Source organism: Pseudomonas arcuscaelestis, assembly GCF_016881005.1.
Classification (GTDB): domain Bacteria; phylum Pseudomonadota; class Gammaproteobacteria; order Pseudomonadales; family Pseudomonadaceae; genus Aquipseudomonas; species Aquipseudomonas arcuscaelestis.
Genome location: NZ_JACOPV010000011.1, coordinates 80,287 through 94,676, shown reverse-complemented (window position 1 = coordinate 94,676; position 14,390 = coordinate 80,287). Strand labels below are relative to the sequence as shown.

The window sequence follows — 14,390 nt, the reverse complement described above, 5'->3', positions numbered from 1 at the left end:
TGTTGCCGAAGATTCTCTAACTAAAACGAGCCGGCCATGACTGATCTGTCCCGTACGCAAGGGTTCGCCAGCCAGGCCATGAACGTCCTGGAAGGACGCTTCTATCGTCCGCCACTGCCCGACGGGCACGTGCCGCGGGCGCGCTTGTGCCAGCGCCTGCAATCCGGACTGGGTGGTCGCCTGTTGCTGGTGACGGCACCAGCAGGATTCGGCAAAAGTTCGCTGGCCGTGGAGTTTTGCCAAAGCCTGCCCAACCACTGGAGCAGTCTGTGGTTGGGGTTGAGCCGCCGCGACAACGACCCGGGACGTTTTCTCGAACGTTTGCTGGAAGGTTTGCAGCAGGTTTGTCCGGCCGTGGGCAACCAGTCTCTGGGCTTGCTCAAGATGCGCCAGCGCCATCAACCCTTTGCTTTCGAAGAATGGCTCGATGGGCTGCTCGATGAGCTGGCCCGTCACCTGCAGCCGCACAATCCCTTGTTGTTGGTACTTGATGACTACCATCTGGTGCAGGGGCCGGTACTCGATCGTTGCTTGCAGTTCTTCCTCAACCATCTGCCACCTGGGCTAGTGCTGCTGGTTACCAGCCGCCTGCGCCCTGACTGGCATCTGGCGCGGCTGCGCCTGTCGCGCCAATTGCTCGAGCTCAACGAGCAGGACCTGCGCCTGACCCCCGACGAGTCGCTGGCCGTGTTGGGACAACAGCCAAGCGGCTTGCGCGGCCAGGCGCTGGACAACCTGATTCAACGCAGTGACGGCTGGATCGCCGGCCTGCGGTTCTGGCAACTGGCGGTCAGCGAGTCGGGCGGCGACAGCGCGTTGCCGCAGGCTTTGCATGGTGGCGAGGGCTTGATTCGCGATTACTTGCTTGAAGAAGTGATCGATATTCTGCCCGCCGAAGTACAGGGCTTTCTCAACGACACAGCCTGTCAGGAGCGATTCTGCAGCGAGCTGTGCGATGCACTTCGGGAAAGTCATGACAGTGCCGAGATCATCGGTTATCTACAGGCGCATCAGGTATTTCTGGTGCCGCTGGACGAACATGGGCGCTGGTATCGCTACCATCACCTGTTCTCCGACCTGCTGCGCAGCCGTCAACCCAGCTTGCCGCTTTCGAGCCTGCACCTGCGTGCCTGTCGCTGGTTTCACGGCCAGGGATTGCTTGACGAGGCAGTCGAGCAGGCGTTGCGCGCGGGGCACCTGGATGTCGCCGCCAACCTGGTGCAGAACCTTTCTGAAGAGCAACTGCTGGCCGAACAGAACGTCGGTATGTTGCTGCGCTGGAAGATGGACCTGCCTGACAGCTTGCTGATCAGCACACCGCGCCTGATCGTTTTGTACAGCTGGGCCCTGGGCCTGGCCGGGCAACTGGACGCCGCCGAAGAACTGGCCAGTCACTTGAGTCGGTTTCTGCCGGCCCCTTCGGCAACCGCGCAGAAGTCGATGCTGGCGCAGTGGCTGGCGCTCAGTGGGGTGATCGCTCGTGGTCGTGGTGATCGCGAGCGTACCCGTATCTTCTGTGTAGAAGCTTTGCGCAGCTTGCCGCAAAAACGCTACGGCCAGCGTCTGGTGTGCTTGTCGACGCTATCGAACCTGGCCATTGCCGATGCCGATTTTTCGCGGGCGCGCACCTGGAACCGCGAAGCGCTGGAACTGGCGCAACGAATTGGTAACCCGCTGTTCGAAGCCCTTGCTCATTACGATCGCGCGCGGGTGCTGCACGCCCGTGGCGAGGTGCTGCGCGCACTGGATGAAGTGCGTCAGGGCTTACAGCGCCTGCAAGGTTTGTCGGCGCAACGCTTGTATGCGGCGAGGGCGCGCTTGACGTTATACGAAGGCTATCTGCTGGTTGCGCGCCTGCAACCGGAAGCCGGACGCAGTCGATTGCGAGCCGGACTGATCGAAGCGCGGGCCTGTCGCGACATCAGCGTGTTGATCGGCCACTGTGTGATCGCTTCGCTGGATGGACGCGAGGGCCGCTTCACCGAAGCGTTCGCCGAACTGGCCGAAGCCGAACGGCTGATGCACATATGGGATGTTCCACCAATTTTCTACTTGGCCATGATCACCCTGATCAAGTGCGAGCTGTGGTTGGCTCAGGGGCGCATCGACCTGGCTGAGTCCTGGCTGTTGCGCCTTGGGCAGACCTACGGCGGCAAAAAGCCTGCTGCAGCACCGGAGTTCCACCCCTTGCTGCCGCTGCATATCGAGGTGCTGCAAACCTCACTCGACCGTACCCTGGGGCGCTTGGAACAGGCCGGGCAACGTTTGCAGGCGCTGGTTGCACGTGGACAGGACAGCGGTGGGCATATGCTTTGTGTCACTGCGCTATGCCAATGGACAAGTTTGCTGTTGGGCAACAACAACCCGGCGCAAGCCCGTGACCTGCTGACCTTGAGCCTGGAGGCGGCGCGAGGTGGAGCCCTGCAACCTTTTCAAAGCTTGTTGAACGAGTATCCGCAATGGTTGCGCGAACAACTGCTGCTGCAACCGGCCAGTGCAGCGCAAGCCAGTTTGCTGGCGCTGCTACCGGTTCAGGATATTGCGGAGGTGGCGGGCGGCAATTGTGAAGCGCTGAGCGCACGCGAGAAGTCGGTGCTGGAGTTGATCGCCCAGGGCTGTTCCAACCAGGAGATCAGTGAACGCCTGTTTATCTCACTGCATACCGTCAAGACCCATGCCAGCCACATCAACAGCAAACTGGGCGTCGAGCGCAGGACCCAAGCTGTCGCTCGAGCCAAGGCCCTGGGCTTGCTGGCCTGACGATTGGATAAGGGCAGGGGAAAAATATCTGCTGTACTCTCTGGCAGATTATTTTTGCTGGAGGTTTCACCAATGATCCGCGCGCGTACGCAACTCCTGCTGGCCGGCTTATTTTGCGCAGGTGCAGTACAAGCAGCTGAAGGGCCATCGTTTTCTTGCGACAAAGCGCAGGGCATGGAGCTTAAAGTCTGCCAGAGCCCGCAACTGAGCAAACTTGATCGAGACCTTTCCGCGCTGTACAAGCAAATGCTGGCAAAGGCCGATAGCGACGCACAGAAACAACTCAAGGCAACCCAGCGGGGCTGGATCAAAGGCCGGGACGAATGCTGGAAAGCCACTGACGCCGACGCCTGTGTGCTTGAGCAATATCAGGTGCGCATCGTCAAACTACAGATCCAGTCTGGCGCGGTGCAAGTGCCGGCAGCGGTCGAGTTTGACTGTGACGATAACGACAGCGACAAGCCATTCACCGCGGTGTTCTACAACCAGCTCGAGCCGCAAGCGGCAGTGCTCACCTATGGCGGTGACCAGACCATCGTGATTGCTCAGCCGGCGGCAAGCGGCAGCAAGTATGGCAGCCAGGGCGTCGAGTTCTGGGAGCATCAGGGCGAAGCCAAAGTGAAATGGTACGGCTCCGATATGACCTGCCAGGTTGCTCGCTGAGGCTTCTTTTATCCACAGCTTTACGAGCAAGTGTGGATCTAGGATGATGGCTACTAGCTATCATCGTTGAGCGCTTCCTCATGACGCAGATGCTGTACATCGTCGTGCCATGGATCGGCGCGGTTATCCTTTCGATCCTATGGTTATGCACGGTGCTGCGCGGTCGTCACCTCGAACGGCAGCTGCGTGCATGTCACCAGTATCTTGATGACCTGGGCCTGCGCCAGAGTAAGTCTGGCGTGGTGCAGCGCGAGGATATCGAGCGTTATAAACGCAGCCAGTATTTTGCGCGCATTGGCACGTGGGACTGGGATATCGATACCGAAGCGCTGTATTGGTCCGACGCCATATACCCCATGTTCGGATTTCAGCTCGGGGAGATCAGCCCCAGCTACGAGCGTTTCTGCACCAGCGTACATCCGGATGACCGCGCCCAGGTGCGGGCCGGGGAGTTGCGTTGTATCCACACCGGTGAGAACCACGATGAAGAATATCGTGTGGTCTGGCCCGACGGCAGCATTCGCTGGCTGCGCGAGACCGGCAACGTGGTGCGCAACGACCAGGGCGTGGCGGTGAAGATGATCGGGGTAGTACGCGATATCACCGAGGAAAAGGCCTGGGCCAATCAGTTGCAGAGCCTGGCCCACAATGACGCCTTGACCGGCCTGCCCAATAGAGTGGTGTTTGAGCAGCGCCTGGCGCTGGCGCTGGAAAAGGCGCGCAACTGCAACACCCGCGTTGCCTTGGCGTTTCTGGACTTGAACGATTTTAAGGCGATCAACGACCGCAATGGCCATGCCATTGGTGATCAAGTGCTGACGTTTACCGCCAAGCGGCTCAAGCAAATGCTGCGCTCGGCCGATACCGTGGCCAGGATAGGTGGCGATGAGTTCGTTCTGATCCTTGAAGGGTTCTTGCCTGGGGACGATTTGGAAGAAGAAGTGCGACAGGTTTGCAGCAAGGTGATCGAGTCGCTGGCCTTTCCCATGATCATTTCCGGAGAACTCCTGCAGGTGGGTACCAGCCTGGGGGTCGCGATTTATCCCGACCACGCCGCCAGCATGGACACATTGATTCACCTGGCAGATCTGGCCATGTATGAGGCCAAACGCAGTGGCGACAATCAGTACCGAGTCGCCGCTACTGCAACCTGTGCTTAACGCTTGAGCACGACCCAAGGGTGGCGACGCTGATGTCGCACCTGGATTTACCCGCGAAGCCAGGCTGAGGTTGTTGAGGTCTGTGCATCCTTCTTATTTTTTGCCATGTCAGGTTTCGTGGATGCAGGTCTACAGCCAAAAAAGTTTTCTGATCGTCGATGACTTCTCGGATTTTCGCAGTTCGGCCCGTTCCATGCTGCGTGAGCTGGGTGTGCGCGATGTCGACACAGCCGACAGTGGTGAGCAGGCCCTGCGCATGTGCGCACAGAAGCGCTACGACTTTATTCTTCAGGATTTCCACCTTGGGGACGGCAAGAAGAATGGCCAGCAAGTGCTTGAGGACCTGATCCTCGACAAGCTGATCAGCCATGAATGCGTGTTTCTCATGGTTACCGCCGAAACCAGCCAGGCCATCGTCTTGAGTGCCCTGGAGCACGAGCCGGATGCCTACCTGACCAAGCCCTTCAACCGTATCGGCCTGGCCCAGCGCCTGGAAAAACTGGTTCAGCGCAAAACACTGCTCAAGCCGATCCTGCAGGCCCTCGATCGTGGCCGCCCAGCCGAGGTGCTGGCGGCGTGCGCCGAGCTGTGCAAGAAGGACCCACGCTTTGCGCCGTTGTGCCTGCGCTACCGCGCCGATGCATTGCGTGACCTGAATCGCTTCGATGAACTGGGCAAGTTTCTCACCAGTATTATTTCCAGCCGGGCTACCCCTTGGGCCTATGCGGCCTTGGGTAGCCTGCTGTACAAGCGCAACCAGTTAGCCCAGGCCCAAGGTGTGTATGAGCAGGCGCTTAAAGCCTTCCCGATGATGCCGGGTCTTTATGACGGGCTGGCCGAGGTGCTGATCGCCCAAGGGGAAAGCAAGCGCGCCCAGGGTGTTCTGGAGGAAGCGGTACGCTTGTCGCCGTTGGCGGTGCGCCGGCAAATGATGCTGGGCAAGCTGGCGCTGAGCAACGATGACTTCGACACCTCCTCCAAGGCGTACCGGCATGCAGTCAACCAGGGCCAGAGTTCTCGATACAAAGACCCGGAAAGTAACCTCGGCCTGGTCCAGGCATTGATGAACAAGAACGCTGGCAACGGCCTCGATGCGCGCACGCGCGTAGAGATCAACACCGTGCTCAGCGAAGTCGCCAAGGAAAACGTCGAAGACCAGGGTTTGCAGGTGCGTGCACGGTTGATGAAAGCAGCCAGCCTACAGCAGGCCGGCGACCCGGAAACCGCTGCCAAACTGACCGAACAAGCCATGACCCGTCTGGACAAGATGGAGCAGTTTTTCTCCGTTGAGGCTGCGCTGGTTGTGGCCAGTCAACTGCAAAAGCTGGGTCAGGATTCGGCCGGTACGTCGATTCTGAAAAGCTGCGTGGAGACCTACGGTGATGACCCCAAGGTTATGCAGAGCGTGTCACGCTTGACTGACGACCCGACGGTGCTCGGCGCGGTGACCGAAGCGGTGGACCTTAACCGTCAAGGCGTTCGCAGCTATCAGGCGGGTGAATTGAGTGAGGCGTTGGGGCAGTTCCGTCGCGCATTGAGCCTGCAACCGAAGAACATCAGTATCGCGCTCAATACCGCCCAAGCCTTGCTGCGCATAGGTGGGGAAACGCCGCCACCCGCAATCATGGAGGAATGCCGAGCGTGCCTGACCTGCGTGGCCGGTATTCCTGAAAGCGACAGTCGTTATGACCGCTACCGCAAACTGCACATACGAGCTTTTGGCGCATGAACCAGGACAATCAGGGGTTGGATTTCTCCACGGTGATCGCCTCCACCGTACACGACATGAAGAACTCGCTGTCGGCCCTGACCCAGGCGCATGGCCAGTGGTTGGCGCGTCTGCCGCAAGCCCAGCGCAGTGGTAGCGAGCAGGGGGTGATGGAGCATGAATTCACCCACCTCAATGGCATGCTGGTGCAACTGTTGGGGTTGTACAAACTCGGTATCAACCAGTTGCCGATGTGCCCCGATTACCATGAGCTGGACGACTTTATCGAAGCGCAATTGGCGGCCCAGCAGAACCTGCTCCAGCACCGTGACATCCTCGCCAGCTGGCGTATCGAGACTGCCAGCCCGCTGGGTTTTTTCGATCGTGAACTGATCAGCTCCGTGGTTGCCAATATCCTCAACAATGCCATCCGATATGCCGGTCATACCTTGTTGATCATGGTGACTGACGAGGATGACCAGTTAGTGCTGAGCATCAACGATGACGGCCCGGGCTTCTCTGCGCGCATGCTCGAACGTCAGCAGGATTATGTGCAAGGTATCGATGCGCAGACGGGTAGTACGGGCTTGGGCTTGTACTTTGCTGCGCGGATTGCGGCGTTGCACGAGCGCAATGGTGTTCGTGGACGGATCGAGATTGCCAATGGTGGGGCGTTGGGTGGTGGCTTGTTCAGGCTGTATCTGCCTTGAGTGATCGCGGGGCAGGCCCGCTCCTACCGGGTGACGGCGGTCTGCCGCACACGGTAGGGCTTGCCCCGCGAAACGGTGACTGGTTAGATCGCCGCAGCCAGCTTCAAACCAGCCTCTTCGCGACGAATGCTCGCCAGTGGAATCATCACCAGCATCAAGGTCAGCAGCACGGTTACGGCAATTCCCCACGCCGCCAGGCTGAACCCACCCAGCGAAATCAAGCCACCGGAAATCGCCGGGCCGACAGCCAGGCCCAGGCTCAGGAAGCTGCTTGCAGCGGCAACCACCCGGCCTTCCCGATCCAGCGCAGCAGCCAGGCCAGTGAGGTAGCTGAGGGCGTAGAAGTAGGTCACGCAGATGGTCATCACACCGATGGTGTACAAGGTCTTGGAGTGCTCGCCAAGTACATAGCTCAAGCTGGTAGCGCCAGTCAGCAGGATCGCCAGGATCACTGGGGTGCTCAGACCGAAACGCTTGCCAACCATGGCTGCCAGTAACGGGCCGATCAGCCCGACGAAGGATTGGAAGGACAGCAGCACGCCAACTTCATCTCCGCTGTAACCGACCATCGTGCCAATGCGCTCGACAAACGCCCAACCCATGGTGTCGCGGGCCTGGAACACGAACATGGCCAACATCATGCAGATGGCAGGCAAGCTCAACAGGATATTGCCTGAGCCCTTGCTCGCGTGCAGATTCACTTGCGCAGCCATCACTGGTGCCCGCTGCGGCATCGCTGGAATCGCCAGCAACATCACCGCCATGGTTGCCGCCATGGCGTAGTACAGCCCCGGCAAACCATAAGCGGCCATGACTTTGGCGTAGCCGAGCATCACCACAATCATCAGCAGTACCGACAGCACGTTCATATGCCCGGCAATTCGGTCAGGTTGCTTGGCGCTGGAGACGCAGGCATTACCGCAAGCCAACGCCAGGCCCGCGCCAATACCGGCCACACAACGTACGGCGGCCAGTGAATAGAGCTCGGTCATGTTCGCACTGACCAGGTTGGCAGCGATGGCCAGCAAGGTACCGAGCAGCGCCAATGTGCGTCGTGGGGCCCGGCCCATGAAGGGCGCAACCAGCAACGATGCAAGCATGGTGAAGACAAATTCAGCTGACATGAGAATGCCGGCCTGTGCCTCATTGAGCTTGAGGTCATTGATAATTGCGCTGATCAGGAACGGCAGCGCCCACAGCCCTAGAAGGCCGACGCCATAGGCCGAACCTGCAGCGGAGAACACCAGACTCCAGCTTTCAGGCAGAAAATTGTTTATTGTTTTTTTCATCGGGGTAATCCCTGGTTGGCTAGCACGCGGTGCAAAAAAGCGCGCCTTGTGGCGCGCTCATAGTTTGGAAACTTACTGCTTGCTCTCGTCCACTGGCGTACCGTCGTCGTACTGCGACAGCCAGGTGACCATTGCATCGCGATAACGGGTAAAACCCTTGTAATCGACCAGTTCCTGGTCCAGGTCGCGGATTACCCGGTGCATGCGCTTGGCCCACTGCGGAGCGAACTCGGCCAGTTGCTTGAGGCTTACCAGATAGGTGCGCACCGGGAACAGCACGGCATTACTGCGCGGCAGACGATGCAACGGTTGCAGTTCAACACGCAAGTTGACCAGATCACCGGCATTTTCCGCGGTAACCACGGTACGGTCCGGCGCCCAGTCCGGCAGGGTTTCGGCCGAGGTTTCCAGGCGTGGGTTAACCGTGATCGACCAGTTGGTACGGCGAACCGGGTGGCCCGGACGCAGGCGCAGGAGGAACTTCAATGCGCGTTGCAGAATGCCCATTTCATGCAGCTTGGGCACTGGACCGTGGAACTCCATGAAGCTCATGCCCAGGTTGAAGCGCAATGAGTAATCGGCGCGCTGGGTCGCCATGCCGGCACCCATGATCAGCGTTTCGTCGCGTTCTTCGAGGAGAATGAATTCGCCTTGGGCCTGGCGGGTGATGTATTCCATCGGGTCCATCGGCAGGGTGCTGGCGTCGCCGAAGGTGAAGGTCTGATCGATTTGCAGCGGGCGGTTGATCCAGTGCCACTGGCTGCCGTTCTTCTCCAGGGTGAAGTGCTCGGGAAAGTCGCGGGAGTAAGATTCCATCAACAGTTCAAGCAGGTCCCACTGGGCTTCCATCATGTGCGGCAAAGCGGCGTAATGCACACCAGGTTGCTCGTCGAGGGTTTTCGCCCGGTGATGGCACTCGGAAATGTAGTGTTCGTCGATATCGAACTGGGCGCGCAGCGCGCCTGTACCAAAAGGCACATGCGGCTCGACGTTCATCGAGTACATGTACTGGTCTTCCGGATACGGGAACGGCAGGCGCGTAATAGCTTCGCGGCTGTTGCTGTAGGTGTAGTCGTCGGAATAGGTTTCGATTGGCTTGAAAGCGGTCATGACGTTTGTTCCTGTTATTAGAGGTCTACGACCAGGCGGCTGCCGCAGGCGCGGGATACGCACGGCATGAATTTGCGATTGCTTTGTTTGTCTTCTTCGCTAAGCCAGTCGTCGCGGTGATCCAGCTCGCCCTCGACCTCCAGCACTTCGGTTTCGCAGTATCCACAGGCGCCGCCACGGCACAGGTAAGGCACTTTGTAGCCGGCTTGTTCGGCCGCTTCGAGCAACGACTGGTCTGGCGGTACATCGATGGTTACGCCCTGGCGAGCCAGGGTGACGCTGAATGGCTGGCCGTTTGAGCCCTGTTCGACAAAGCGCTCGTAATGAATGTGGCTGTCGGTCCAGCCCAGCGCGCGTGTGCTGTCGAGGGTGTCATCGATCATGCTGTCCGGACCGCAGACATACACATGGCTACCCAGTGGCCGTGCAGTAAGGATCTGGCGGATATCCATGCGTGCTTCCTGGCCCTGTACGTACAGGTGCACGCGCTCGCCGTAACGTGCCTGCAGCTCCAGGCCCAGTGCAGTGTGTTCCGGCCCACGAACTGCCAGGTGCAGCTCGAAATCGGCCTGTTTGATGTGCAGCTCTTCCATCTGCGAGTACACCGGCGTGATACCTACGCCACCGGCGATGAACACGTGCTGGCGAGCATGCTTGGCCAGCGGAAAAAGGTTGGCAGGTTGCAGGATCTGCAACAGCGCACCTTCTTCCAGGGCGTCATGCAGGTAGCGTGAACCGCCACGGCCATCGCTGACCCGGCGCACGGCGATCTGGTAGGCACTGGAGTCGTAGGGCGAGCCCATCAGCGAATAGGCGTTGCGATGCGTCTTGTCACCGTCCTCGACCACTACGACCACATGGCTGCCCCCGGAGAATGCAGGCAAGTGCTTGCCATCCAGGTCCACCAGGGTAAAGCGCTTGATTTCCGGGGTGAGGTTCTCGATGCGCGTAACCCGCACGCTGAGGGTTCCGTTATGGGTGTTCATGTATCGAGCTCCTCGGCAGCTGGCATTTCGCCTGGGACTTCACCGTCGGCCTTGATGCCTTGGAAAGCGGCCAGGCGACGGGAGTAGTGATCGCGCACGACCAGGTCGAGCTTGCAGCCGGGGCAGGTAAATACGCGGTGGGTGACGTTTTCGGTGTAGGTGTCGCAGTGAGCACACCAGACGCGGCGAACCAGGGTACCGCTGTGTTCGCGCAGCACTTCATCGCGATTCAGGTCCACAGCATTGGCCGCCTGCATCGTGGTGCCGATGAAGCTTTCCGAACCGCTCAGGTACAGACGTGTACCCATGTGCGCGGTATCGAGCAGGCGACGAAGGCCTTCGATCAGTGCATGGTTGCTGTCAAATACCTGCAAGTCTCCCGCCGGTGCCTGGCGCAGTGCAGCCAGGTGGTTATGCCCGGAGAAGGACTCAGTGGAGTACAGCAGCGTGCTGTTTTCTCGCTGTGCCGGGGTCATTTCCTCGATCAGACGCAGCATGGCTGTGCCGCCGCTGCCCTGGCCGACGATCAGGTGACGTAAACCGCCTGCCATCGGTTGCAGGTGGTCGTAGACCGGGCGGCTTTTGATGCCGGTGATAAGCATGGCATATTACCTATTATTTTATATGTTTATAGTGAGTCTAATCAGCGCCAAAACGCAGCGCGCTTAGTGCTTGAACATCACGTGGCGCACGCAGGTGTAGTCTTCCAGGCCGTACATCGACATATCTTTGCCGTAGCCCGACTGCTTCATACCGCCGTGGGGCATTTCACTGATGAGCATGAAATGGGTGTTTACCCAAGTGCAGCCGTATTGCAAACGGGAGGCCAGGCGATTGGCGCGGCCAACGTCGCGGGTCCATACCGAGGAGGCCAGGCCATAGTCGGAGTCGTTAGCGAAGGCCAGCGCCTGGGCTTCATCGCTGAATGGGGTGATGCTGACCACCGGGCCGAAGACTTCGCGCTGAACGATTTCGTCATCCTGGCGAGCGTCGGCCAATACGGTTGGCTCGAAGAAAAAGCCGGGGCCCTCAACACGCTTGCCACCGGTGATTACACGAATGTGTGGCTGCGCCTTGGCGCGCTCGACAAAGGCTTCGACGCGTTGCAGGTGGTCTTGGGTGATCAGCGGGCCGAGTTCGGTTTCTGGATCGTCCTGCAGGCCATGGCGAATGCTGGCCACGGCTTCGCCAAGCTTTGTCACGAAAGTCTCGTAGACACCTTGCTGCACATACAGGCGGCAGGCAGCGGTGCAATCCTGGCCGGCGTTATAGAAACCGAAGGCGCGGATGCCCTCTACGGCGGCATCGATATCGGCGTCATCGAAGATCAACACCGGCGCCTTGCCACCCAGTTCCATGTGCGTGCGCTTCACGCTGCTGGCGGTGTTGGCGACGATGCGTGCGCCAGTGGCCACCGAACCGGTAAGCGAAACCAGGCGAACCTTGGGGTGGGTGACTAGAGGTTCGCCCACGCTTGGACCGCGGCCGAAAAGAATGTTGACGACGCCTGCCGGGAACAGCTCGGCAATGATTTGCGCCAGCTTCAAGGCAGTCAGTGGCGTTTGCTCGGATGGCTTGAGCACCACGCAGTTGCCGGCAGCAAGGGCCGGAGCAAGTTTCCACGCCACCATCATCAGTGGGTAGTTCCAGGGCGCGATCGACGCCACGACACCCAGCGGATCGCGACGAATCATCGAGGTGTGACCTGGCAGGTATTCGCCACCGGCCGAACCATTCAGGCAGCGGCTGGCACCGGCGAAGAAGCGGAACACATCGGCAATTGCCGGAATCTCGTCATTGAGCGCAGCCTGATAGGGCTTGCCGCAGTTTTGCGATTCCAGACGCGCCAGGGTCTGCGCCTCGGCCTCGATACAGTCGGCCAGCTTCAACAGCAGTTGGGCGCGATCCTTGGGTGGGGTCTGCGACCAAGCGTCGAATGCCTGATCGGCGGCCTGCACAGCGGCATCGACCTGGGCACTGCTAGCCTCGGCGATGTTCACCAGCACGGTGCCCAGGGCCGGGTTGTAAACGGCGTATTGTTCACCTTCGCCGTCGACCAACTGGCCGTTGATCAGGAGTTTGGTTTGCATGGCGTGTCCCTTGATTAGACTTATCGGTTGAGATCGCTGGGCCAATGCGGGGTGGCGCAGAGGTAGCTTTGCCCGCTGTTCACACTAAACATATAAAAACATATCTTAATGTTCGTGGTTCGGCAACTCTCCATCTGTCGGCTGGAAAATGGCGTTTTGACGGATTTTTAATCGATCAAGGGCTGAAATCGACGGTGTCAGAGGCCGTGCAATCCCTATAAGATACGAAACTGAACGTTTAGCAGGCTCCACCTGGGCCAATACATGCTGACTATGGAGAGCCGATGAATGCCCTGAATACTGCCCGTAGTACCGCCTTCATCCGGCTGCGCCAGGAAGGGCGCACCGATGAAGTGGCGCGACGGCTGGTTGAAGCTATCGAACTGGGCCTGTTCGCCGAAGGGCAGCAGCTACCGAGTGAAACCGAATTGGCGATGCAATTGGGGGTGGCCACCGTTACCCTGCGCGAAGCGCTGGTGGTGCTGCGTCAACGGGGGCTGATCGAGACCCGGCGCGGACGCAATGGCGGCAGCTTCGTCTGTGCGCCCGTGGAGTTGCCTGAAGGCCTGCTGCTGCAGCGACTGCGCGAGATGAGCGGCCCAGACCTGCGTGACCTGGGTGATGAGCAAATGGCAATTTCTGGCACGGCCGCACGCCTTGCTGCCCAACGCGGCTCACGCGAACAGTACGTCCGCATCGCGCAACACATTGACACCCTGAAACAGGCAGGCACGCGGTTGGCGCGGCATCGCGCCGATGCACGTTTTCATATCGAGGTGGCAGCTGCGGCCCAGTCGCTGCGCCTGACCCACGCCGAAATGCGCTTACAGTCAGAGGTGGGCGAGTTGCTCTGGCTTGAAGCAGCCGGAGGCGGCGATGTGACGGTGGTCGAACACGAACACCGCGCCATTCTCGAAGCCTTGCTCAGCAACGACACGGTGCTTGCCGGTGCTCTCGCCGAGGCGCATGTCAGTCGTGGAATCAAGCGTCTGATCAGCCTGCGACTCGAGTTGTTGGCGGGCAGTGACGACGAAGATCAGGCCGGCGCGATAATTGCCTAGACCTTCGTGGGTTTTTAGCAGAAACCCGAACGGATAATAATAAAGCCAACCCTGCGTGAGGTAATACCATGTTCGCCCTGAGCGAAAACGACCCCCTGTGTGCTTGCGCTCGGCAGCTCAACAGCACGCTGGAGAGCATCTTCAGCCAGGTCCGCCAGTTGGTGGATGAAACCATCGGTATCTGGGAGCGCGTACTCTCTGAAGGCCGTGTGCCCAACGTCAAGGACCTGGCTTTGCTCCGGCCGTCAATTGATCAGCAGTTGTTGGCCACCGGGGCCTTCGGCTGTGGCGGTGGGGTAATTCTTGAGCCGGGTAGCTTGAGCGACCAGGAAATGCACCTGGAATGGTGGTACCTGGCAGATGCAGGCAAGACCCTGCCGCTGCGGCCCAACTTCGATCGTCGACGGGAAAACTTCTACGATTACACCGCCGCGCCCTGGTTCAGCCGTCCGCGTGACTCCGGCAGCAGCAGCGTCGAGGGCCCATACGTCGACCTCTACGGCACCAACATGTATGTGCTCACCTTCACCATGCCCATTTTCGTGCAGGGCTGCTTCATCGGCGTGGCCGGGTTGGACCTGTCACTGCACAACGTTGAACGCATGCTGGTGCGCAGCCTGATGCGCCTCGAGCATGAAGCGGTGCTGGTTTCCGCCGATGGCCGAGTGATCGCTTCCAATACCGCCAACTGGATGGTGGGTGATCTGGCGCCGAGGCTGCTGGACCCATCACTCAGTCAGGGTGTGCGAGTGGTATTGGCTGAGCCTGAAGGGGGCTGGTCATTGATTCGTTTGCCGGACCTGCGAAAAGCCGCACCCGTTTAGGGGCGGCTACACCGCTCAATCTTTGTTCA

General features: G+C 59.6%; 12 protein-coding genes. 7 read left to right on the top strand and 5 right to left on the bottom strand.

The genetic code is table 11. The features are described 5' to 3' along the window. The first annotated feature begins 36 nt into the window (after positions 1-36). From H8F21_RS18055 to H8F21_RS18035, 5 genes are all read left to right on the top strand, one after another. Entirely contained in the window at positions 37-2,760 is a 2,724-nt protein-coding gene (locus H8F21_RS18055) for a helix-turn-helix transcriptional regulator (protein ID WP_203480643.1), read from the top strand. 72 nt (positions 2,761-2,832) lie between these two features. Beyond that, positions 2,833-3,423 (top strand): MliC family protein, encoded by a 591-nt coding sequence (locus tag H8F21_RS18050; RefSeq protein ID WP_203480646.1) that lies wholly within the window; start codon positions 2,833-2,835, stop codon positions 3,421-3,423. 80 nt (positions 3,424-3,503) lie between these two features. Further along, the gene (locus H8F21_RS18045) at positions 3,504-4,583 is read left to right on the top strand and encodes a sensor domain-containing diguanylate cyclase (RefSeq protein WP_203480649.1); all 1,080 of its coding nucleotides are present in this window, start codon (positions 3,504-3,506) and stop codon (positions 4,581-4,583) included. 121 nt (positions 4,584-4,704) lie between these two features. Further along, complete coding sequence (locus H8F21_RS18040) at positions 4,705-6,312, top strand: response regulator (protein ID WP_203543405.1); 1,608 nt, start codon at positions 4,705-4,707, stop codon at positions 6,310-6,312. Continuing rightward, complete coding sequence (locus H8F21_RS18035; RefSeq protein WP_203480654.1) at positions 6,309-7,001, top strand: sensor histidine kinase; 693 nt, start codon at positions 6,309-6,311, stop codon at positions 6,999-7,001. Before H8F21_RS18040 ends, H8F21_RS18035 begins: the two co-directional genes overlap by 4 nt. Positions 7,002-7,084: 83 nt before the next feature. Here H8F21_RS18035 and H8F21_RS18030 read toward each other — a convergent pair whose 3' ends face one another. The 5 genes from H8F21_RS18030 to H8F21_RS18010 all read right to left on the bottom strand — a co-directional run bounded on the left by H8F21_RS18030 (position 7,085) and on the right by H8F21_RS18010 (position 12,476). Then, positions 7,085-8,290 (bottom strand): MFS transporter, encoded by a 1,206-nt coding sequence (locus tag H8F21_RS18030; RefSeq protein ID WP_203480656.1) that lies wholly within the window; start codon positions 8,288-8,290, stop codon positions 7,085-7,087. A 72-nt stretch (positions 8,291-8,362) separates the two neighbouring features. Beyond that, positions 8,363-9,400 carry a heme-dependent oxidative N-demethylase family protein gene (locus H8F21_RS18025; protein ID WP_203480658.1) on the bottom strand — a complete coding sequence of 346 codons (1,038 nt, stop codon included), beginning with the start codon at positions 9,398-9,400 and terminating at the stop codon, positions 8,363-8,365. A 17-nt stretch (positions 9,401-9,417) separates the two neighbouring features. Next, positions 9,418-10,386, bottom strand: a complete 969-nt coding sequence (locus H8F21_RS18020) for a PDR/VanB family oxidoreductase (RefSeq protein ID WP_203480660.1) — start codon at positions 10,384-10,386, stop codon at positions 9,418-9,420. Continuing rightward, positions 10,383-10,988: a dimethylamine monooxygenase subunit DmmA family protein gene (locus H8F21_RS18015; protein ID WP_203480662.1), complete on the bottom strand. Its 606-nt coding sequence runs from the start codon at positions 10,986-10,988 to the stop codon at positions 10,383-10,385. Before H8F21_RS18015 ends, H8F21_RS18020 begins: the two co-directional genes overlap by 4 nt. A gap of 63 nt (positions 10,989-11,051) precedes the next feature. After that, the gene (locus tag H8F21_RS18010) at positions 11,052-12,476 is read right to left on the bottom strand and encodes a gamma-aminobutyraldehyde dehydrogenase (RefSeq protein ID WP_203480663.1); all 1,425 of its coding nucleotides are present in this window, start codon (positions 12,474-12,476) and stop codon (positions 11,052-11,054) included. 284 nt (positions 12,477-12,760) lie between these two features. On the opposite strand from H8F21_RS18010, the gene H8F21_RS18005 reads away from it, so the two are divergent. Together H8F21_RS18005 and H8F21_RS18000 are read left to right on the top strand one after the other, a co-directional pair. After that, a complete protein-coding gene (locus H8F21_RS18005) occupies positions 12,761-13,537 on the top strand; it encodes a FadR/GntR family transcriptional regulator (protein WP_203480665.1) in 777 nt (258 codons plus the stop codon). A gap of 68 nt (positions 13,538-13,605) precedes the next feature. After that, entirely contained in the window at positions 13,606-14,361 is a 756-nt protein-coding gene (locus tag H8F21_RS18000) for a cache domain-containing protein (RefSeq protein ID WP_203480667.1), read from the top strand. Positions 14,362-14,390: the final 29 nt, after the last annotated feature.

Coding starts and splice junctions, on each gene's coding strand:
- H8F21_RS18045 (WP_203480649.1), top strand. CDS start 3,504: ATGACGCAGATGCTGTACATCGTCGTGCCATGGATCGGCGCGGTTATC.
- H8F21_RS18005 (WP_203480665.1), top strand. CDS start 12,761: ATGAATGCCCTGAATACTGCCCGTAGTACCGCCTTCATCCGGCTGCGC.
- H8F21_RS18035 (WP_203480654.1), top strand. CDS start 6,309: ATGAACCAGGACAATCAGGGGTTGGATTTCTCCACGGTGATCGCCTCC.
- H8F21_RS18055 (WP_203480643.1), top strand. CDS start 37: ATGACTGATCTGTCCCGTACGCAAGGGTTCGCCAGCCAGGCCATGAAC.
- H8F21_RS18000 (WP_203480667.1), top strand. CDS start 13,606: ATGTTCGCCCTGAGCGAAAACGACCCCCTGTGTGCTTGCGCTCGGCAG.
- H8F21_RS18050 (WP_203480646.1), top strand. CDS start 2,833: ATGATCCGCGCGCGTACGCAACTCCTGCTGGCCGGCTTATTTTGCGCA.
- H8F21_RS18040 (WP_203543405.1), top strand. CDS start 4,705: ATGCAGGTCTACAGCCAAAAAAGTTTTCTGATCGTCGATGACTTCTCG.
- H8F21_RS18025 (WP_203480658.1), bottom strand. CDS start 9,400: ATGACCGCTTTCAAGCCAATCGAAACCTATTCCGACGACTACACCTAC.
- H8F21_RS18010 (WP_203480663.1), bottom strand. CDS start 12,476: ATGCAAACCAAACTCCTGATCAACGGCCAGTTGGTCGACGGCGAAGGT.
- H8F21_RS18020 (WP_203480660.1), bottom strand. CDS start 10,386: ATGAACACCCATAACGGAACCCTCAGCGTGCGGGTTACGCGCATCGAG.
- H8F21_RS18030 (WP_203480656.1), bottom strand. CDS start 8,290: ATGAAAAAAACAATAAACAATTTTCTGCCTGAAAGCTGGAGTCTGGTG.
- H8F21_RS18015 (WP_203480662.1), bottom strand. CDS start 10,988: ATGCTTATCACCGGCATCAAAAGCCGCCCGGTCTACGACCACCTGCAA.